General features: G+C 74.6%; 14 protein-coding genes. 12 read left to right on the top strand and 2 right to left on the bottom strand.

What is annotated here, in order from left to right; genetic code table 11:
* The first annotated feature begins 250 nt into the window (after positions 1 to 250).
* Positions 251 to 1,129 carry a lytic transglycosylase domain-containing protein gene (locus tag ACWGL3_RS22310; RefSeq protein WP_267948090.1) on the top strand — a complete coding sequence of 293 codons (879 nt, stop codon included), beginning with the start codon at positions 251 to 253 and terminating at the stop codon, positions 1,127 to 1,129.
* Between the two features lie 106 nt (positions 1,130 to 1,235).
* Here ACWGL3_RS22310 and ACWGL3_RS22305 read toward each other — a convergent pair whose 3' ends face one another.
* The gene (locus ACWGL3_RS22305; RefSeq protein ID WP_267948091.1) at positions 1,236 to 1,868 is read right to left on the bottom strand and encodes a MarR family winged helix-turn-helix transcriptional regulator; all 633 of its coding nucleotides are present in this window, start codon (positions 1,866 to 1,868) and stop codon (positions 1,236 to 1,238) included.
* A 106-nt stretch (positions 1,869 to 1,974) separates the two neighbouring features.
* Between ACWGL3_RS22305 and ACWGL3_RS22300 the strand changes: the two genes are divergently transcribed.
* The 4 genes from ACWGL3_RS22300 to ACWGL3_RS22285 all read left to right on the top strand — a co-directional run bounded on the left by ACWGL3_RS22300 (position 1,975) and on the right by ACWGL3_RS22285 (position 7,623).
* The gene (locus ACWGL3_RS22300; RefSeq protein ID WP_267948092.1) at positions 1,975 to 3,411 is read left to right on the top strand and encodes an MFS transporter; all 1,437 of its coding nucleotides are present in this window, start codon (positions 1,975 to 1,977) and stop codon (positions 3,409 to 3,411) included.
* 178 nt (positions 3,412 to 3,589) lie between these two features.
* Complete coding sequence (locus ACWGL3_RS22295; RefSeq protein WP_267948093.1) at positions 3,590 to 5,311, top strand: glycerol-3-phosphate dehydrogenase/oxidase; 1,722 nt, start codon at positions 3,590 to 3,592, stop codon at positions 5,309 to 5,311.
* Positions 5,312 to 5,427: 116 nt separating this feature from the next.
* Positions 5,428 to 6,183, top strand: a complete 756-nt coding sequence (locus tag ACWGL3_RS22290; RefSeq protein WP_267948094.1) for a response regulator transcription factor — start codon at positions 5,428 to 5,430, stop codon at positions 6,181 to 6,183.
* 30 nt (positions 6,184 to 6,213) lie between these two features.
* Complete coding sequence (locus ACWGL3_RS22285; RefSeq protein ID WP_267948095.1) at positions 6,214 to 7,623, top strand: sensor histidine kinase; 1,410 nt, start codon at positions 6,214 to 6,216, stop codon at positions 7,621 to 7,623.
* Here ACWGL3_RS22285 and ACWGL3_RS22280 read toward each other — a convergent pair.
* Entirely contained in the window at positions 7,535 to 8,662 is a 1,128-nt protein-coding gene (locus tag ACWGL3_RS22280; RefSeq protein WP_267948096.1) for a TAXI family TRAP transporter solute-binding subunit, read from the bottom strand. The two genes, ACWGL3_RS22285 and ACWGL3_RS22280, sit on opposite strands and share 89 nt — an antisense overlap.
* A gap of 203 nt (positions 8,663 to 8,865) precedes the next feature.
* On the opposite strand from ACWGL3_RS22280, the gene ACWGL3_RS22275 reads away from it, so the two are divergent.
* From ACWGL3_RS22275 to ACWGL3_RS22245, 7 genes are all read left to right on the top strand, one after another.
* Positions 8,866 to 9,891, top strand: coding sequence for a TAXI family TRAP transporter solute-binding subunit (locus ACWGL3_RS22275; RefSeq protein WP_267948097.1), 1,026 nt, complete (start codon positions 8,866 to 8,868; stop codon positions 9,889 to 9,891).
* Between the two features lie 12 nt (positions 9,892 to 9,903).
* A complete protein-coding gene (locus tag ACWGL3_RS22270; protein WP_267948098.1) occupies positions 9,904 to 10,458 on the top strand; it encodes a DUF1850 domain-containing protein in 555 nt (184 codons plus the stop codon).
* A gap of 60 nt (positions 10,459 to 10,518) precedes the next feature.
* Complete coding sequence (locus ACWGL3_RS22265) at positions 10,519 to 12,795, top strand: TRAP transporter permease (protein WP_267948099.1); 2,277 nt, start codon at positions 10,519 to 10,521, stop codon at positions 12,793 to 12,795.
* 129 nt (positions 12,796 to 12,924) lie between these two features.
* Positions 12,925 to 13,962 (top strand): hypothetical protein, encoded by a 1,038-nt coding sequence (locus ACWGL3_RS22260; protein ID WP_267948100.1) that lies wholly within the window; start codon positions 12,925 to 12,927, stop codon positions 13,960 to 13,962.
* 65 nt (positions 13,963 to 14,027) lie between these two features.
* Entirely contained in the window at positions 14,028 to 14,507 is a 480-nt protein-coding gene (locus tag ACWGL3_RS22255) for a transporter (protein ID WP_267948101.1), read from the top strand.
* 133 nt (positions 14,508 to 14,640) lie between these two features.
* Positions 14,641 to 16,251, top strand: coding sequence for a 3' terminal RNA ribose 2'-O-methyltransferase Hen1 (locus tag ACWGL3_RS22250; RefSeq protein ID WP_267948102.1), 1,611 nt, complete (start codon positions 14,641 to 14,643; stop codon positions 16,249 to 16,251).
* Complete coding sequence (locus ACWGL3_RS22245) at positions 16,248 to 18,848, top strand: polynucleotide kinase-phosphatase (RefSeq protein ID WP_267948103.1); 2,601 nt, start codon at positions 16,248 to 16,250, stop codon at positions 18,846 to 18,848. The genes ACWGL3_RS22250 and ACWGL3_RS22245 overlap by 4 nt, the downstream gene beginning before the upstream one ends.
* The last annotated feature ends 33 nt before the right edge of the window (positions 18,849 to 18,881 follow it).

Below are 18,881 nucleotides of genomic sequence, written 5' to 3'. Positions count from 1 at the left end.
GCCCCCTCGCGTCGCGGCCCCCCGCGGCCGCGCGTCCGGACAGGCCCGGGACCCGGGGCCGGACAGGCCCGCCGCACGGCCCCGCGGGCGGCCCGGTGGCCGGGCCGGCGCCGCCCGGGGGCCGGTCCCACGTCCCTGAACTGGGCGAACAAGGGCGGGGGTGGGATCGATGAGCACCGACTGTCCCTGGTCGCGTACTTTGGTGACGCGTGATGTGCAGTTGACCTTTTCTTGACGAGCGGGGAGCCAGATGGGCAGGCGACGGGCCACCGGTACCGGGAGGCGTCGAAGTCGTGGTCCGGTGATCGTCGTCTGTGTGACGCTCTCACTGTGCCTGTTGGTGACAGGGGGCGTGTTCTACCTGGTGGGACGGGTTTCCGACGCCCTCAACGAGTGGTCCCCGCCCGCCGGGCAGACCGCCGAACCCCAGGCCGGCACCATCGAGACGCCGCCGCACGACCAGCTCACGGGGCCGCCGGACCGCTCCGAGCTGACGGCGGCCGCGGCGGATCCGGATGCCTCCGGGGAGCCGGGCGCCGACGAGCGGCACACGCCGGAGCCGACCGCCCCGCGCGCCGAGGGCGCCTGGGTGGAGCGGGTGGCCGAGGCGACGACCATCCCGAGCCGGGCCCTGGAGGGGTACGCGAGCGCGCAGCTGGTGATGGCCGAGGACCAGCCGTCCTGCCAGCTGTCCTGGCCCACCCTGGCCGGGATCGGCATGGTGGAGTCGATCCACGGCACCTACGCCGGGGGCGAGCTCGGACCGGACGGCACCACGACCGTGGACATCATCGGCATCCCGCTCGACGGCACCAACAACACCCGCGCGATCCCCGACACCGACGGCGGCCGGTACGACGGCGACACCGAGTGGGACCGGGCGATCGGCCCGATGCAGTTCATCCCGACGACGTGGGGGCGCTGGGGCGCCTCGCTGGAGGGCGGCGACCCCGACCCGCACAACATCGACGACGCGGCGCTGGCCGCCGCCCGGTACCTGTGCGCGGAGGGCCGCGACCTGACCGACGCGGCCGACTGGGAGGCCGCGATCCTGGAGTACAACCGGTCCAGGGAGTACGTCAACGACGTCCTCGCCTACGCGCACGCCTACGCCGACGCGTCCGCCTGAGCGGTTCCGTCCACAGGCCCCGGCGGGGGCCTCCCGCGGCGCGGTTCCGCGTGGTTCCCTGGAATCGGGGGGTCCCCGGACCCGCTCCGCGCAGCCGTGCCCGCACTCACCCGCGCGCCCCGGCCCCCTCCGGTGTGCCGGGCCCCGCGGCCCCGCCTGCAGTGCCGGTCCCGGACGCCCCGCCGTGCCCCGCCCCGCCGCCGGTCCCGGCCCTGCCCGCGCCCTCCCGCGCGAGCGCGTCGCTCTCCTCCCGGGTGGGGACGCCCTCCCGGGCGAGCGCGCTCTCGGGGGCGAGCCGCGCGAGCAGCGTCCGGCTGATGTCGAGCAGCTGGTCGCGCTGCTCGGCGCTGAGCACGTCGAACAGGTTCTCCCGCATGCTGACCACATGCCTCGCGCCGGCGTCCCGCAGGACCCCGCGGGCCTTGTCGGTGAGGACGGCGAACCAGCTGCGGCGGTCCTCCTCGCAGTGCACGCGGTCCACGAGGCCCGCCTCGGCCAGCTTCCGCACCGCGTGCGAGATCCGGCTGGCCCTGGTGTGGGTCAACTCGGCCAGATCGCTCATCCGCAGTGACCCGTGCTCGTTCCTCGAGAGCAGGACGAGCAGCTCGTAGTAGGTCAGGGGGAGGTCGACCTCCTGCTGGACGTCGCGCTCCACGCGCTGGTCCAGCAGCCGGAAGGCCAGTGTGGCGGCGTCCCAGGTCCGCTCCTCGGACGCGCTGATCCCGCAGTGTTCGCTCATGAGCAAATGCTACCAGTCTGGAATGTTGCGTACTGAAGCATTCTGGTTTAGTCTCGTGCTGAACAATTTAGCGCTGAAGTAAATCCCTCCCAGAGAGCCGGGTCCCATGAACCCCACCGAATCCGCAGCCCCCACCGGTGCCGACCCCGGACCCTCACCGCGGTCCGGGCCGGAGGCCCCCGGTCGGTCCCGCAGGGCCGTCCTCGCGCTTGCCGTCCTCGCCCTGGCCCACTTCACCATCTCGGTCGACTTCAACATCGTCTACATCGCGCTGCCGCAGATCGGCGACGCCCTCGGCTTCTCCGCGGCCTCGCTCCAGTGGGTGGTCACCGCCTTCTCCCTCGGCTACGGCGGCTTCCTGCTCCTCGGCGGCCGTGCCGCCGACCGGCTCGGAGCCCGCCGCATGCTCGTGTCCGGCGCCGCCCTCATGGGTGCGGCCTCCGTCGCCGGGGCCCTCGCCCAGGACCCCGCCGTCCTCGTCGCCTCCCGCGCGCTCCAGGGACTCGGCGCCGCCGCGCTGTTCCCCGCCACGCTCGCCGTGCTCACCGCGGCCTTCCCCGCGGGGCCCGCCCGTATCCGCGCCATGGCGGTGTGGGGGACCGCCGGAGCCTTCGGCGCGCTGGCGGGCGGCGCCGTCGGCGGCATCCTCACCAGCGCGTTCGGTTGGCCCGCGGTGTTCTGGGCCCTGGTCCCCGCCACCCTCGCCGTCGTGCTCGCGGCTCCCGTCGTGCTGCCTGCCGACGTGCGCCGCCCCGGACGGGCGAGCTTCGACCTCCCCGGCGCGGCGATGGTCACCGCCGGGTCCCTCCTGCTGGTCCTCGGGATCTCCCTGGGGCAGAGCGTCGGATGGGCCTCCTGGCAGAGCGCCGGCGCCCTCCTCCTCGGCGCGCTGACCCTGGTCGGCCTGCTCCTGTTCGAGCGCCGTGCCGCGGACCCGCTGCTGCCGGTCCGGCTGCTCACCAACCGGTCGCTGCTGGTCACCATGGCCCTGGTCTTCGTGCTCATGGGCTCGGTGAACACGCTGCACTACGTGTACACCACCCACGTCCAGGTCACCCTCGGCCTCAGCCCGCTCGCGGCCGGTCTCGGCTTCCTGCCGCAGGGCCTGGCCGCCATGCTCGGCTCGGCCCTGCTCCTGCCCCCGCTGCTCGCCCGGTGGGGCGTGCGCAGCGCGCTGTTCGCCGGTGTGGCGGGTTCGGGCCTCACCGCCGTCCTCTTCGCCGTGGCCGTCGCCGCCGACTCCTACTGGGCCATGCTGCCCGCCGTCGTCATGCTCGGCGTGACGGCCGGGACCACCTACCCCGTGCTGTTCGCGGCGGCCGGGGCGGGAGTCTCCGACGACGAGCAGGGCGTCGCCTCGGCGATGGTGTCCACCACCCAGCAGATCGGCGCGGCGGTGGGGCTGGCGTCGCTGGTCGCCGTCGCCGACGCCGCCGCGGGTCCCGCCTCCTCCGGGCTCGGCGCCGCCGCGGTCGCCGGAGGGCTGGCGACCCTGGCCGCGGCTTTTCTCGCCCTGGCGCTGCGCAGGACTCCGGCTGCCTGACCTGGGCGGACCGTGTCGCCGGTGGGGCGGGCCGGTCGAAGACACGCCGGTCCGACGGCGGGCGCACGGCGCGTCCGCCGTCGGGCGGCTAGCCTGGGCACCTCTGATCGCCCCGATGGACACGGGCCCCGGGTGGGTATGCGCCTGGGAGGAACACCATCGAGACGGAGGACCACGGATGGCTACCACCTGGCTGGGACCGAAGGGGCGCGCCGAGGCGCTCGCGTCGATGAAGGACGAGGAACTCGACGTCCTCGTGGTCGGGGGAGGCATCGTCGGGGCCGGTATCGCCCTGGACGCGGTCTCGCGCGGGCTGTCCACGGGACTCGTCGAGGCACGCGACTTCGCCTCGGGCACCTCCAGCAGATCCAGTAAACTCATCCACGGCGGACTGCGCTACCTGGAGCAGTTCGACTTCGAGCTCGTGCGCGAGGCGCTGCACGAACGGGGTCTGCTCCTCACCACCATCGCGCCGCACCTGGTCCGCCCGGTGCCCTTCCTGTTCCCGTTCGCGCGGCAGTGGGAGCGCGCCTACATCGGCGCGGGAGTCACGCTGTACGACGCCCTGGCGATGTCCTCCCGCAACAACCGGGGGCTCCCCTCGCACCGGCACCTGAGCCGGAACGGCGCGCTGAAGGTCTTCCCGGCCCTCAAGCGCAGCGCCCTGGCGGGGGCGATCCAGTACTGGGACTGCCAGGTGGACGACGCCCGGCTCGTCACCAGTGTGCTGCGCACCGCCGCCGGGCTGGGGGCCAGGATCGCGTCCCGGGTCCAGGCGGTCGGGTTCCTGCGCGAAGGCGAACACGTCGTCGGCGCCAACGTCGCCGACCTGGAGACCGGCGACGAGCTGCGCATCCGCGCCCGCCAGGTGGTCAACGCCGCGGGGGTGTGGACCGACGACATCCAGGAGATGGTCGGAGGTCGCGGACAGATCCACGTCAGCGCCTCCAAGGGCATCCACCTGGTCGTCCCGCGCGACCGCATCCAGGCCTCCTCCGGCATGATCCTGCGCACGGAGAAGAGCGTCCTGTTCGTCATCCCGTGGGGCCGCCACTGGATCATCGGCACCACCGACACCGCCTGGGACCTGGACAAGGAGAACCCGGCGGCGAGCCGCGCCGACATCGACTACGTGCTGGACCACGTCAACCAGGTCCTGCGCACGCCCCTGGGCAGGGACGACGTCGAGGGCGTGTACGCGGGGCTGCGGCCCCTGCTGACGGGCGAGTCCGAGGAGACGTCCAAGCTCTCCCGGGAGCACACGGTCGCCCACCCGGTGCCGGGCCTGGTCCTCATCGCCGGGGGCAAGTACACCACCTACCGGGTGATGGCCAAGGACGCGGTGGACGCGGTCGCCCACGGCCTGGGCAGCAGCGTCCCGCAGTCGGTCACCGACCGGCTGCCGCTGGTGGGCGCGGACGGCTACGCCGCGCTCTACAACCAGCGGTACCGGCTCGCCCGCGACTCGGGCCTGCACGTCTCCCGGATCACCCACCTGCTCCGCCGCCACGGCTCCGGCGTGCACGACCTGCTCGACCTCGTCAGGGAGCGCCCCGACCTGGGACGCCCGCTCGCGGCGGCCGACGACTACCTGCGCGCGGAGATCGTCTACGCCGCGGAGGCGGAGGGGGCGCGCCACCTGGAGGACGTCCTCTCCCGGCGGACCCGGATCTCCTTCGAGACCTGGGACCGGGGGATCGCCGCCGCCGAGGAGGCCGCCGAACTCCTCGCCGGGCCGCTGGACTGGAGCAAGGAGCAGATCCAGCGCGAGGTGGAGTACTACCGCAAGGGGATCGAGGCGGAGCGCGCCGCGCAGGAGCAGGACACCGACCAGGAGGCCGACGCCATCCAGCACGGGGCGCCCGAGATCGTCCCGGAGGCGCGCGTCACCCGGAACTGACCGGTGGGCGGGCGGGGGCTCCCCCGCCCGCCGGGGCCCGCGCGTGTGGCCTGCGGCACACCGTCCCGCTAGGGTGCGGTAGCGACCCCTGCCCTCCCCCCGAAGGACGCGAACCCATGATCAAGGTGCTCCTCGTCGAGGACGACGTCCGGCTCGCCGACGCCCTCACCGGCGCACTGGAGGCCAACGGCTACACGGTCGACCAGGTCCGGACGGCCGAGGGCGCGCTGGCGGCGGCCCCCGCCGACCTGGTCCTGCTCGACCTCGGCCTGCCCGACATGGACGGCATCGAGCTGTGCGGCCTCCTGCGCGAGCGCCACGACGTCGGCGACACCGCGGTCATCATGGTCACCGCGCGCGGGAGGCAGCGCGAACGCGTCCGCGGCCTGCGCTCGGGGGCCGACGACTACGTGGTCAAGCCGCTCGCCGTCGACGAGCTCTGCGCGCGGATGGAGGCGGTGCTGCGCCGCACCCGCAGGCGGGACGGGGGTCCCCTGGCGATCGGCCCCCTGCGGGTCGACCGCGCGACGCGCGCCGTCGTCCGCGACGGCGAGCGGGTGGACCTCACCCGGAAGGAGTTCGACCTCCTCCTCGCCCTGGCGGCGGAGGCGGGCGCGGTCGTGCCCCGCGAACGCCTGATCCTGAGGGTGTGGCGGACCACCTGGCCGGGGACGCTGCGCACGCTGGAGGTGCACATCGGCACCCTGCGCGCCAAGCTGGGCGTACCCGGGCTCATCGAGACCGTGCGCGGCGTCGGCTACCGGCTGGCGGAGGGCGGGCACGGCGTCCCCGCCTCCCGCCACGAGCCCGCCCGCGGGCCCGACCCGGCCGAGCGGGCCGCCGCGGCCGCCGCCCCGGCCCGGCGGGCCTGACCGGGGCCCGGCCCCGACCGGGGCGCCGCCATGCGCCGACGTGTGCTGACCGTGTACGCGACCCTCCTGGTCGCCGCCTGCCTCGGGCTGGCCCTGCCCCTGTGCGGGAGCATCGCCGCCCGGGGCACCTCCGACATGCTCCTGGACCGGATCAACGACACCGCCCGCTTCGCCGGCCTCGCCGAACCGGGTGTGCTCACGGGGGCGGCGTCGGGCCTGACGGGCGAACTGGCGGCCTACGACCGGCTGTACGGCATCACCGCCGTCGTCGTCGACCGGGACGGCGCCGTCGTCGCCTCCTCCCGCGAGGTCGCCGACCTGTCGGACCTGGAACCCGGGCGGTGGGGGCAGCACGGCGACGAGCTGCCCGAGGCGGTGCGGACCGCGCTGGCCGGCAACCGCATGGGCGCCGACAGGGTGGTCTACCCCTGGCAACGGGGACCGCTGGTCGTGGCCGAGCCCGTCGGCCGCTCGGGCGAGGTCGTCGGCGCGGCGGTCACCGCCTCGCCCACCGGCTCCCTGCGCCGCTCGACCCTCGTGCAGTGGTGCGTGGCCTGGGCGGCGGTCGCCGTCCTGATGGCCGCCGGGTTCGCCGCGGCGGGCCCCCTCACGCGCTGGGTGCTGCGCCCCATCGACGACCTGGAGGAGGCGACCCGCGCCGTGAGCGGGGGGAGCCTGGACACCAGGGTGCGGGCGGAGGAGGGGCCCGAGGAGCTGCGCCGCCTGGGGGAGTCGTTCAACCGGATGGCGGACACCATCACCTCCATGCTGGAGAGCCAGCGCACCTTCGTGTCCTACGCGGGACACCAGGTGCGCAACCCCCTGGCGGCTCTGCGGCTGCGGGTGGACTCCCTGTCGCGGCACCTCACCCCGGAGGGGGCGCGCGACCACCGGATGGCGCTGGACGAGGTGGACCGCCTCTCCCGGATCTGCGACAGCCTGCTCACCCTCGCCCGGACGGAGGACACGGAGCAGTCCCTGGTGTGGGAGGACGTCCTGGAGGTCGTCGACGACCGGCTGGCGTCCTGGGAGCCGATCGCGGAGCGCGCGGGCGCCGTGCTGGTCCGCGAGGGGGTCGAGGGGGTGCGGGTCCGCAGCGCGGAGGGGACCCTGGACCAGGCGCTGGACGCGCTCATCGACAACGCCCTGAAGTTCGGCGGGAGCGGTGTGCGGGTCACGGTGCGGGTGGAGCGGGCGGAGGCGGGCCCCGACGGGCCCGGCCACGTGGACGTGCACGTGGTGGACGACGGCCCGGGCCTGCCCGAGGCGCGGCTGGAACAGGCGTCCCGGCCGTTCTGGCGCGACGGCCACGACGGGGTGGGCGGCTCCGGGCTCGGCCTGTCCATCGTCGTCACGCTGCTGGAACTCCAGGGGGCGCACCTGTCCCTGCGGCCGGCCTCGCCGCACGGGATCGACGCGAGGATACGCCTGCCGGCCTGAGCGCGTCCGCCGTCCCGCCGCCCACCGGTCCGTCGTAGGCGTATTTGACCTCGCGGTAGTACGCGGCCGCACCGGGGTGCAGGGGGATCGGCAGGGTCGCGATCGCCGACCGGGTGTCCAGGTGCAGCGCGACCGGGTGGATCCGGGCCAGCTGGTCCCGCCACTCGAACAGCAGGCGGGTCAGGTCCTCCGCCGAGTCGTCGGGCATGGACGCGTCGGCGACCAGCAGGCTCGGGACCCCGACGGTGCGCACCGAGGGCACGCCCGGGTAGGTGCCCGCGGGCACCGGCCGCTCGGAGAAGTACTCGCCGTACCCGGCGACCAGGGCGGGAACGTGCCCGGCCAGGTCGAGCAGCCGGACCGGGGTGCGCTCCGCCAGGTCGGCGACCGCCTGGGTGGGCAGGCCGCCGGACCAGAAGAACGCGTCGACCTCCCCGTTCTCCAGGGCCCGCGCCGAGGCCCCGATGCCCAGCCGGAGCCGGACCGTCCCGCCCTCCCGGTGGGGGCCTGTGGAGCCGGCCGGCTCCGGGCGGAGCCCGGCCAGGTCCAGGAGCCGGTCGGCCATCATCTCGGTGCCCGAGCCCCGGGCGCCCACGGACACGGTGGCCCCGGCCAGGTCGGCGACCTCTTCGTAGGGGGAGTCCGCGCGCACCACCAGGTGCGTGTGGTTGTCGTAGAGGCGGGCGATCGCCGTGATGGGCAGGGGTTCCCCGAAGGGCGGATCCCCCGCGACCGCCAGCGCGGCGACGTCGGCCAGCGTGAAGGCGGCGTCCAGGGAGCCGGAGGCCACCCGCCGGTTGTTCTCCACGCTCGCGGCGGTGGTGAGCGCGGTGATCTCGGTGTCCGGACGGGCGGTCGCGATCCGGGCGAGCCCGGAACCGTAGGCGTGGTAGACGCCCCCCTCGCCGCCCGTGCCGACGGACAGGCGCAGCGGGTCGGACACCCACGTCTGCGACCAGGTGAGGAGGGGCGCCGCGACCACGGCCGTGAGGAGGAGCCCCGCGGCCGTCGACAGCCGCTGGAAGGGGGATCGCGCCATGGGCCGAACACTAGCAAGGACCGTGAAACCTCAGGAGAGGCTCAAATCCCTCCCGCCCCGCTACGGGTTGCGTGCGCGTGACGGCTACGTTTCAGGACAGCGGAGTGGCCTGCGCCACATCGGCCCTGTTCGGAGCGGATCCGCCTCCGCCCGGAGCCGCTCCGCCACCGCCCCCGCCTTCCCCCGAGAGGACACCCCCGACCATGCGACGCACGATGCTGTCCCTGGCCGCCATCCCCGCCGGTGCCCTGCTGCTGGCCGGTTGCGCCCAGCCCGCCGAGTCCGAGGGGGAGGATGTCGGGCTCGGGGCCGGCCCCGTCCAGGAGCGCCTCAGCATCGTCACCGGCGGCACCGCGGGCGTCTACTACCCGATCGGCGGCGCCCTGAGCACCATCATCGGCGACCACGTCGAGGGCCAGACCGGCTCGGTCGAGGCCACGGGCGCGTCGGTGGAGAACATCCGCCTGCTCGGCTCCGGCGAGGGCCACATCGGCATCGTCCAGGGCGACGCGGCCGACCAGGCGGCCCAGGGCAGCGCGGACTTCGAGGGCGACCCCGTCCAGACCTACTCGCTGGCAGTCCTCTACCCCAACGTCTTCCACGCGGTGACCCTGGACTCCATCGCGCAGGCCAGGGGCTTCGAGTGCTTCGGGGACGTGGCCGGCAACCGCTACTCCGTCGGCGACGTCGGCAGCGGCAACGAGGCCACCACCAACCAGGTCTTCGAGTCGCTGGAGATCGCCCTCACCGAGATCGAGATCGACCAGCTCGGCTACGCCGAGACCGCCAGCGCGCTCCAGAACAACCAGCTCGACGCGGGCTCGTGGGTGGTCGGCGAGGGCCACGCCGGGATCACCGAGCTCGGCACCACCGACGACATCTCCATCATCCCGCTCTGCGACGACGAGCGCTCCGCCGTCGTCAACGGCTACGGCGGCTACACCGAGCACGTCATCGCGGGCGGCACCTACCCGGGCGTGGACGAGGACGTCGAGACCATCGCGGTGTGGAACGCCCTGGTCGTGTCCGGCGAGTTCAACGAGCAGCAGGCCTACGACATCACCTCGGCCATGTTCGAGAACATCGACCAGGTCCTCAACGTGTACGCCCCCGGCGAGGAGTACCTGGTCCCCGAGACCATCGTCAACAGCCCGGTCCCGGTGCACCCCGGCGCGGTCCGCTTCTACGAGGAGCAGGGCGTCGAGATCCCCGGGGACCTGCTCCCGTAGGGGCGCGCCGCGATGGAGACCGCTTCCCCGCCGCACGCGGGGCGGCCCGCGGACGCCGGGAGGCCCCGGTGGCCGCGGACCGCCGCCCTGCTGGGCGCGGGCGCGGTCCTGACCGCCCTCCTGCTGCCCGTGTGGCCCGCGCTCAGGCTCAGCGACGGCGGCGACACCATGGGCCACCTCCGCCTCGCCGGGGGCGAGCCCTTCACGGTCTCCTACGTCCACTCCATCGACGGCCTGCCGATCGAGGAGAACCTCCTCGTCCGGGACGGACGCCTGGTCGTGGACTCCACCCGCGTCCGCCAGTTCGGCGCGGGCATGGGCCACATCCCCGGAGAGGGGACCGGCCGCGCCGACGGCGAGTGGTGGGTCGTGGAGGGCATGGAGCGCGACATCGGCACGGAGCTGACCATCCGGGTCGGCGCCCCCGCCGTCGACCACCGGATCCGCGCCCCGGGGGCCGAGGTGCGCCTGTCGCCGTGCCTCGCCGCGCACCCCGTGCGCGTCGAACCGGTGCTGCTGCCCACGCTGCTCCTGCCCCTCGCCACCGTCCCCGAGCCGGAGTGCTGACACCGCGCTCCGCCGCCCGCGACCCGCACGCACCAGCCCAGAGAGCACCGAGGAAGAAGCATGGCCGAGACACCCCCGCCGGAACGGGACGACACCCCGACCGCCGGCCCCGCCGACGCGCAGGCCGGACCGTTCCCGGAGAGCCGGGCCGGGGCCCCCGCCGACCTCCCGGCCGGGGACGGGACAGGGCCGCGGCCCGGGAGGGGCAGGCGCAGGACCGGCACCTCCGCCGACGCGCTGCCCGACGTCGAGGGCGAGGACGGGGAGGCCGGGCCCGCCTGGCGGCGGATCGCCGCGGCCCGCTGGGGAGAGACCCCCCTCGCCGCCGCCGTCGGCGCCGTCGTCCTGGTCCTGGCCGCCGCGCTCACCCTCTTCCAGCTCTACATCGCCCTGCGCGCCGGCTTCGACGCGCGCCAGCAGCGCCTCATCCACCTGATGTTCATCATGGTGCTGGTGTTCCTGGTCAAGCCGCCCCTGAAGGGGAGCGCCGGGCGTTCCGTCCCGGCCCTGGTGCTCGACCTCGCGCTGATCGCGGGCACCGTGGCGGTCAGCTTCTACCCCATGGTGTTCCAGGCCGAGCTGGCCTCCCGCGCCGGCGCCTACACCGACACCGACTGGATCATGGGCCTGGCCGCGATGCTCCTCCTGCTGGAGGCGACCCGGCGGACGGTCGGCATGGTCATGGTCGTGATGGTCGCCGTGTTCGTGTTCTACGCCTGGATCGGGCCGCTCGTCCCCGGACAGTTCGGCCACTCCGGCGCGACCATCCAGCGCATCGCCACGCACAGCTACCTCGGCGACGGCATCTACGGCATGACCCTCGGAGTGGTCGTCACCTTCGTCTTCGTGTTCATCCTGTTCGGGGCGCTGCTGTCCAAGACGGGCGGCGGCAGCTTCTTCGTCGGGCTGGCGTACGTGCTCACGGGGCGCATGGTCGGCGGCCCCGCCAAGGGGGCGGTCCTGGGCAGCGCCCTCATGGGCTCCGTCTCCGGCAGCGCCATCGCCAACGTCGTCAGCACCGGGCCGTTCACGATCCCGCTGATGAAGAAGGTCGGGTACAGGAAGCACGACGCGGCCGGTGTCGAGGCCGCGGCCTCCACGGGCGGGCAGATCCTGCCCCCCATCATGGGCGCGGGCGCGTTCATCATGGCCGAGCGCACCGGCATCCCCTACGCGGACATCGTCAAGGTGGCGATCATCCCGGCCCTGATGTACTTCGGCGTCATGTTCCTCTTCGTGGACATCCTGGCGCGCAAGTACGGCATCGGCCTCGCGAAGGACTCCGACCTGCCCTCCCTGGGCACGGTGATGAAGGCGGGCTGGCACTTCCTCGCCCCGCTGGTCCTGCTCGTCGTCCTGCTGCTCCAGTACGTGCCGCCGACCCGGGCGGGCCTGTACGCCTGCGGGGCACTCCTGGTCGTGGCGATGCTCCGCGCCGGGAGCCGCCTGTCCCCCAGGGACTTCCTGGAGGTGTTCGTCCTCGCCGCGAACAGCACGCTGTCCGTCTCCGTCGCCTGTGCGGTGGCGGGCATCATCGTGGGCATGGTCGGCCTGACCGGTCTCGGCCTGGTCTTCTCCGACGTCCTGGTGACCGCCTTCGCGGGCAGCCTGCTGCTCACCCTGCTGATGGTGGCGCTGGCCTCCCTGGTCATGGGCATCGGCCTGCCGGTCACCGCGTCCTACGTGGTCCTGGCGGTGCTGGCGGTCCCGGCGCTGGAGGAGCTGGGCCTGGCCGTGATCGTCGCCCACATGATCGTGTACTGGTACAGCCAGGACTCCAACGTCACGCCGCCGGTGGCCTTCGCCGCGTTCGCGGCGGCGGGCATCGCCAACGCCAGTCCGATGCGCTCGGGCCTGTCCGCGTGGAAGTTCGCCAAGGGGCTGTACCTCATCCCCGTCCTGATGGCCTACTCGGCCCTCATGGCCGTCGAGGGGCCGGTCTCGAACCTGGTGGTCGCCGTGCTCAGCGGCTGTATCGCCCTGGCGGTCGCGGCGATGGCGCTGGAGGGGCACTTCCTGCGGCGCACCCTGCTCGGCGAACGCCTCGCCCTCACGCTGGCGGCGACCCTCGTCATGATCGCCCCCGAGTGGAGCGCCCTGACCGGCGCGGTCCTGTCGGTGTCCGTCGACCCCGACTGGTTCGTTCTCGCGGGCTCCGTCCTGGGCGTCGTGCTCATCGCCCTCCAGGTCGTCAACCACCGCAGGGACAAGGCCCGCGGCGCGGTCCCCGCGCCGGACGCGCCCGGCGGTGGCGGCGCTCCGGAGGCCGAGCCGGTCCCCGGAGGCGGCGGAGCGGAGGGGAGCGCGGGCAGGGCCGGGGCCCCGGCGTCCGGGTAGCGGCGCCCTCTGCGGCCCCCGGTACGCCCGGGGCCGCCCGGCCCCCGCCCCGGCGGTGGCGGCCCGGCCCCGCCGTGCCCCCCGGCGGGCCCGTCGTCCAGGCACGACGGGCCCGCTACGCTCGCACACATGTGGCGATTCGGACGCAATCCGGCAAGGGTGCCCCGCGGCGCCGACATCGAGGCGCGCCTGGTGTCCGCGTCCCTGGGCGCCGACCCCCTCCTCCGGGCCGGGTGCGAGGCCGTGCGCGAGGGGGAGGCCTCGGCCGCGCTGCCGCTGCTGGCCGAGTCCCGCGAGGACCCCGAGACCCGCGTGGTCCAGGCGGAGGTGCTCGGCCGCGCGGCCGCGGACCGCCCCGAGAGCGTCGTCGAACTCCTCGGGGACGGCGCCGACCGGGCCGACGTCCTGCTCTGGCTGGGGCACACGCTCCTCGCCCGCGCGCTGCGCCGGCCCGCGGGCGGCGCGGACACCCGCCAGGCCGACCGCAAGGCGTTCACCGCGGCCCTGGACGAGGCCCGCATCCCCCTGGAGGCGTCGGCGCGGCTGCGCACCGACGACGCCGCACCCTGGGCGGGCCTCCAGACCGTCGCGATGGGCCTGGGCGCCGACCGCGAGGACAAGGACCGGCTCTGGCGCGAGATCGCCGGACGGTCGCCGCACCTGTTCCCCGCACACCTGGTCCGCACGCGCTCCCTGTCCGCGACCAGGGGCGGCAGCACCGAGGAGATGTTCGCCTTCGCGGGAGCCGCCGCCGACACCGCGCCCGAGGGGCACCCGCTGCCGTCCGTCCTGGCGCTCGCCCACGCCGAGCACGTGCGGGTCGAGCAGAAGAGGCTGGCCGCCGAGGGCAACACCCCCTTCGTCGTCGACAAGGCGCTGGGCCGACTGCACGGCGGGTCGGCGCAGGAGCTGTTCGACCTCGCACAGGGGTGGGCGGCCGCGTCCGAGCCGCACCCCGGCGACGTCCGGGCCCACCACCTGTTCGGCTGGGCGTTCCACCGCGCGGGCATGACCGAGGCCGCCCGATGGCACCTGTCCGCCGTCGGCAACGTCTACTGCGACCAGCCGTGGTCGTTCTTCGGAGGCGCCCGGTCCCAGGTGGCCCGGGCGATGGAGGAGCTCGGCGTGGACCCTGTCCGCACGACGGGCGGGCCGGAACCGTCCTGAGGGCCCCGGCCCCGTGAGTAGGCGTACTCATGCGGGGCGAGGGGGAGGCGGGGGAAGCTGGGACCATGACCCACCGACCCCACACCCCCGTGTCCGCCCCCCGCGCGATGCTCCTCGCCGCGGCCGCGGCGCTCGCCATGTCCGTCCTGCTGCTCCTGGCCGCCTGGGTGGCGCGGGCCGCCATCGGGGCCCACGACGACAGCCCCGACGCCAACATCGGCGCGGGCATGCTCCTGACGTTCGTGCCCGTCCTCGTCGCCCCCCTCCTGGCCTGGCCCCTCCTCCGCCTCGTCCGGCTGCCCTACCCGGGTCTCACCGCGCTGGTCTTCGCGGTCCCCTACCTGGTCCTGTCGTTCGTGGGCCTGACGGTGTGGGTGTGGATCGACACCGCCATCCCGGTCGGGTCCGCCTACACCGAGATCGACCCGATGCTGACCATGGGCGCGGTCGACGCGGTCGTCTCCGTGCTCTGCCTGTCGGGCGCCGCCCTGGTCACCTCCCGCCTGCACGCCGCCGGGCACGCTCGGCAGAGCGCCGGCGGCTGACCCCCGGCGGCTCCGCACGGCCGCCCGCCGCGAGGTCCCCCGGCCCCGGGACCCGGCCGCCGGACGCACCGCTCCGCCGGCCCCGCCGGAAAAGCCCTGGCCCCGCGCCGGACCGAGGGGACACAATGCACGGGTGCTACTGACGATCACGACCACGGCGGCCCCGGCGACGGACCTCGGTTTCCTGCTGCACAAGCACCCGGACAGGGCGCAGAGCTTCGAGCAGTCCTTCGGAACCGCCCACGTCTTCTACCCCGAGGCCACCGGCGAGCGCTGCACGGCGGCCCTCCTGCTGGACGTCGACGCCCAGGCGCTCCTGCGGGCGCGCACGTCGGTGAGCTCGCCCGACTTCTCCCTCGCCCAGTACGTCAACGACCGTCCCTACGCGACGTCCTCCCTGTTCACGGTGGCACTGGGCAGGGTGTTCCGGTCCGCGCTGCGGGGCTCGTGCAGGGCTCGGCCCGAACTGGCGCGCACGCCCCTCCCGCTGGAGCTGCGGATGCCGGCCGTCCCCTGCCGCTCCGGTGCGGAGCGCGCCCGGGCGCTCTTCGAGCCCCTGGGGTGGACGGTCGACGCCGAACCGGTCCCGCTCGACCCCGGCCTGCCCGGCTGGGGCGACTCCCACTACCTCTCACTCACCCTCACCGGGACCGTGCGCCTGTCCGAGGCCCTCAGCCACCTGTACGTGCTGCTCCCCGCCATGGACGGCAGCAAGCACTACTGGGTCGACCGGAGCGAGGTCGACAAGCTCCTCCGCGCCGGCGGCCTGCCCGGCGCCGCGCCGCGGACGGCCGTGGACGGGCCGTCCGCGGCCGGGGAGGCGACGCCCTCCGCGATCGCGCCGGAGGCGCCCGGGGAGGACGGCGACGGGACGGACGGGCCCGACGCGGACGTCGGCTGGCTGGCCGGGCACCCCGAGCGGGACTGGATCACCCACCGCTACCTCAACCGCCGCGACGCCTACGTGCGGACCGCGCTGGCCCGCATCGCCGAGGCCGAGGGCCTCGCGGAGGGCGACGGCGCGGACGACCCCGCGGCGGAGGAGGCCGAAACGGCGCCCCCGGCCGAGGGGCACGACGAGCGCGTCCCCACCCTGGCCGAGCAGCGCGCCGGGGCGGTCATGGCGGTGCTGGAGGCGGAGGACGCCACCAGCGTCATCGACCTGGGCTGCGGCTCCGGCCGGCTGCTCGCGCGGCTGGCGGCCGACCGCTCCCTCACACGCGTGACCGGGGTGGACGTCAGCGTCACCGCCCTCGAACACGCCCACCGCAGGACCTGCCGGGGCTGCGACCCCGGCGGGGGCAGGCGCCACCGGCCGCTGCCCGCCCTCACCGGAGGGGCGGTGGGCGCCAACGGCGCGCCGCCGCGCCCCGAGCTGCTGGTCGGCTCCGTGGTCTACCGCGACCGGCGGTTCTCCGGTTACGACGCCGCCGTCCTGATGGAGGTGATCGAGCACCTCGACCCGTCGCGGCTGCCCGCGATGGAGGAGAGCGTGTTCGGCGCCGCCCGGCCCCGCGTCGTGGTGGTCACCACCCCCAACGCCGAGTACAACACGCACTACGAGGGCCTGGCGGACGGCTCCCTCCGGCACAGCGACCACCGGTTCGAGTGGACGCGCGCCGAGTTCGCCCGGTGGGGCGACCGCGTCGCCGAACAGTACGGCTACCGCCTCCGCCGCCTGCCGGTCGGGTCCGAGGACCCGGAGACCGGTTCCCCGACCCAGATGGGAGTCTTCGTCCGATGAGTACGACCGAGGAGGACCGGACCCCCGAGCCGCGTGTGCTCGGCGTGCCCAGGATGGGGCTCGTCGTGCTGATCGGGGTGTCCGGATCCGGCAAGTCCACGTTCGCCGCCGAGCACTTCGCGCCCACGCAGGTGATCAGCTCCGACCACTGCCGGGGCATGGTCAGCGACGACGAGAACGACCAGTCCGCGAGCGCGGACGCGTTCGCCCTGCTCCACACCGTCGTGGACATCCGGCTGCGGCGGGGACTCCTCACCGTCGTGGACGCCACCAACGTGCAGAGCAGGGTGCGCGGGGAACTGGTGCGCATCGCCAAGGACAACAACGTGCTGTCCACCGCGATCGTGCTGGACGTTCCCGAGGCCCTGGCGAAGGAGCGCAACCGCGGGCGGCCCGACCGAGACTTCGGCGACCACGTCGTCCGGCGGCAGCGGCGCGAACTCCGCCAGGGGCTGAAGAGGCTGTCCCGCGAGGGCTTCCGCAGGATCCACGTCCTGCGCGGACCGGAGGAGATCGACGGCGCCACCGTCGAACTCGAGCGCGCCTGGCCGGACCGGACGGAGCTCACCGGCCCCTTCGACATCGTCGGCGACGTGCACGGCTGCCGGGAGGAACTGGAGGAACTCCTCGGCGTCCTCGGTTACGAGCTGTCCCGCGACGGGGAGGGGCGCCCCGTGGGGGCGCGCCACCCCGACGGGCGCACGGCGGTGTTCGTCGGCGACCTCGTGGACCGCGGGCCGGACAGCCCCGGCGTGCTGCGCCTGGTCATGGGCATGGTCGCCGACGGCGACGCCCTGTGCGTGCCGGGGAACCACGAGAACAAGCTGATCAGAGCGCTCAAGGGCGCCAAGGTCCAGGCCACCCACGGCCTGGCCGAGACCCTGGAGCAGCTGGGCCGGGAGAGCGAGGAGTTCCGCGCGCGGGTGCTCGCCTTCTGCGACGGCCTGGTCAGCCACCTCGTCCTCGACGGGGGAAGGCTCGTCGTCGCCCACGCCGGGCTCAAGGAGGAGTACCACGGCCGGGCCTCGGGCCGTGTGCGCTCCTTCGCCCTGTACGGCGAGACCACCGGGGAGACCGACGAGTACGGCCTCCCCGTGCGGCTGCCCTGGGCCCGCGAGTACCGGGGGAAGGCGGCCGTGGTCTACGGCCACGTGCCCACCGTCAAGGCGGAGTGGCTCAACAACACCATCTGCCTGGACACGGGCTGCGTGTTCGGCGGCAAGCTCACCGCGCTGCGCCACCCGGAGCGCGAACTGGTCGACGTCGACGCCCACCGCACCTGGTACGAGCCGGTCCGGCCGCTGTCGGGCACGCCCCCGGAGGACGGGGAGCGGCGCGCCGACGACACCGTCGACATCACCGACGTCGGGGTCGGCGACGGCGTCTCGGCTCCCGGCCTGTACGTGGAGACCGCGGACGGGGCCGTGCGCACCGACAGCGGCAGCACGCTGTCCGCGCTGGAGGTCATGAGCCGGTTCGCGGTCGACCCGCGCTGGCTCCTGTACCTGCCGCCGACCATGGCCCCCGCGCCGACCGCCGCCGCACCGGGGCTCCTGGAGCACCCGGACGAGGCGTTCGCGTACTTCCGGGGCGCCGGGACCGGCGAGGTCGTGTGCCAGGAGAAGCACATGGGCTCGCGCGCCGTCGCCGTGCTGTGCAGGGACGGGGAGGCTGCCGAGCGGCGGTTCGTCCCCGGCGAGCTGGGGACGGTCTACACCCGGACCGGGCGCCCGTTCTTCCAGGACCCCGCGCTCCGGGCGGAGGTCGTCGACCAGCTGCGCCGCGCCGTGACCGAGGCGGACCTGTGGGACCGGCTCGGCACCGACTGGGTGGCCCTGGACGGTGAGCTCCTGCCCTGGTCGGCCAAGGCCCGGCCGCTGATCCGCGAGCAGTACGCGTCGGTGGGCGCCGCCGCCCGCGCCTCCCTGCCCGCCGCCGCGGCCGCCCTCCGCGCCGCGGCCGCGCGCGGTGTGCCCGTGGACGGCCTGGCCGACAAGGTCGCCCTGCGGACGGAGCAGACGGAGGCGTTCAGCCGGGTCTACCGGCGCTACTCGTGGGACACCGACGGCGCCGCGGGGCTCCGGTACGCGCCCTTCGCGGTGCTCGCCTCCGAGGGCCGCGAGTACACCGACGCCGACCACCTGTGGCACATGGCGATCGCCGAACGGCTCGCGGAGGCCGGAGGACTGGTGCAGCCCACCCGCTACCGGGTGGTCGACACCACCGACCCGGCGGCCTGCGGCTCGGCCGCCGACTGGTGGACCGACCTGGTCTCCGCCGGCGGCGAGGGCATGGTGGTCAAGCCGGTCCTGGGCGCACGGGCCGAGGGCCGCAAGGGCCTGGTCCAGCCGGGGCTGAAGGTGCGCGGGCCCGAGTACCTGCGGATCGTCTACGGAGCCGACTACACCGACCCCGAGAGGCTGGCCGTGCTCAAGGACCGCAACCTCGGCCGCAAGAACAGCCTGGCCATGCGCGAGCACAAACTGGGGCTGGAGGCCCTGGCCCGGCACGCCCGCCGCGAACCCCTGTGGCGGGTGCACGAGCCCGTGTTCGCGGTCCTGGCACTGGCCTCCGAGCCGGTCGACCCGCGCCTGTAGGCGCACGCCCGGCCCGGCGGCCCCGTCCGGGGC

The sequence above is a fragment of the Nocardiopsis sp. NPDC055824 genome, from assembly GCF_053616335.1.
The sequence above is the reverse complement of the archived record's forward strand: the minus strand, read 5'-3'. Positions and strand labels throughout refer to the sequence as shown.

Coding starts and splice junctions, on each gene's coding strand:
- ACWGL3_RS22255 (WP_267948101.1), top strand. CDS start 14,028: ATGACCCACCGACCCCACACCCCCGTGTCCGCCCCCCGCGCGATGCTC.
- ACWGL3_RS22260 (WP_267948100.1), top strand. CDS start 12,925: ATGTGGCGATTCGGACGCAATCCGGCAAGGGTGCCCCGCGGCGCCGAC.
- ACWGL3_RS22290 (WP_267948094.1), top strand. CDS start 5,428: ATGATCAAGGTGCTCCTCGTCGAGGACGACGTCCGGCTCGCCGACGCC.
- ACWGL3_RS22270 (WP_267948098.1), top strand. CDS start 9,904: ATGGAGACCGCTTCCCCGCCGCACGCGGGGCGGCCCGCGGACGCCGGG.
- ACWGL3_RS22280 (WP_267948096.1), bottom strand. CDS start 8,662: ATGGCGCGATCCCCCTTCCAGCGGCTGTCGACGGCCGCGGGGCTCCTC.
- ACWGL3_RS22310 (WP_267948090.1), top strand. CDS start 251: ATGGGCAGGCGACGGGCCACCGGTACCGGGAGGCGTCGAAGTCGTGGT.
- ACWGL3_RS22285 (WP_267948095.1), top strand. CDS start 6,214: ATGCGCCGACGTGTGCTGACCGTGTACGCGACCCTCCTGGTCGCCGCC.
- ACWGL3_RS22305 (WP_267948091.1), bottom strand. CDS start 1,868: ATGAGCGAACACTGCGGGATCAGCGCGTCCGAGGAGCGGACCTGGGAC.
- ACWGL3_RS22300 (WP_267948092.1), top strand. CDS start 1,975: ATGAACCCCACCGAATCCGCAGCCCCCACCGGTGCCGACCCCGGACCC.
- ACWGL3_RS22265 (WP_267948099.1), top strand. CDS start 10,519: ATGGCCGAGACACCCCCGCCGGAACGGGACGACACCCCGACCGCCGGC.
- ACWGL3_RS22275 (WP_267948097.1), top strand. CDS start 8,866: ATGCGACGCACGATGCTGTCCCTGGCCGCCATCCCCGCCGGTGCCCTG.
- ACWGL3_RS22245 (WP_267948103.1), top strand. CDS start 16,248: ATGAGTACGACCGAGGAGGACCGGACCCCCGAGCCGCGTGTGCTCGGC.
- ACWGL3_RS22295 (WP_267948093.1), top strand. CDS start 3,590: ATGGCTACCACCTGGCTGGGACCGAAGGGGCGCGCCGAGGCGCTCGCG.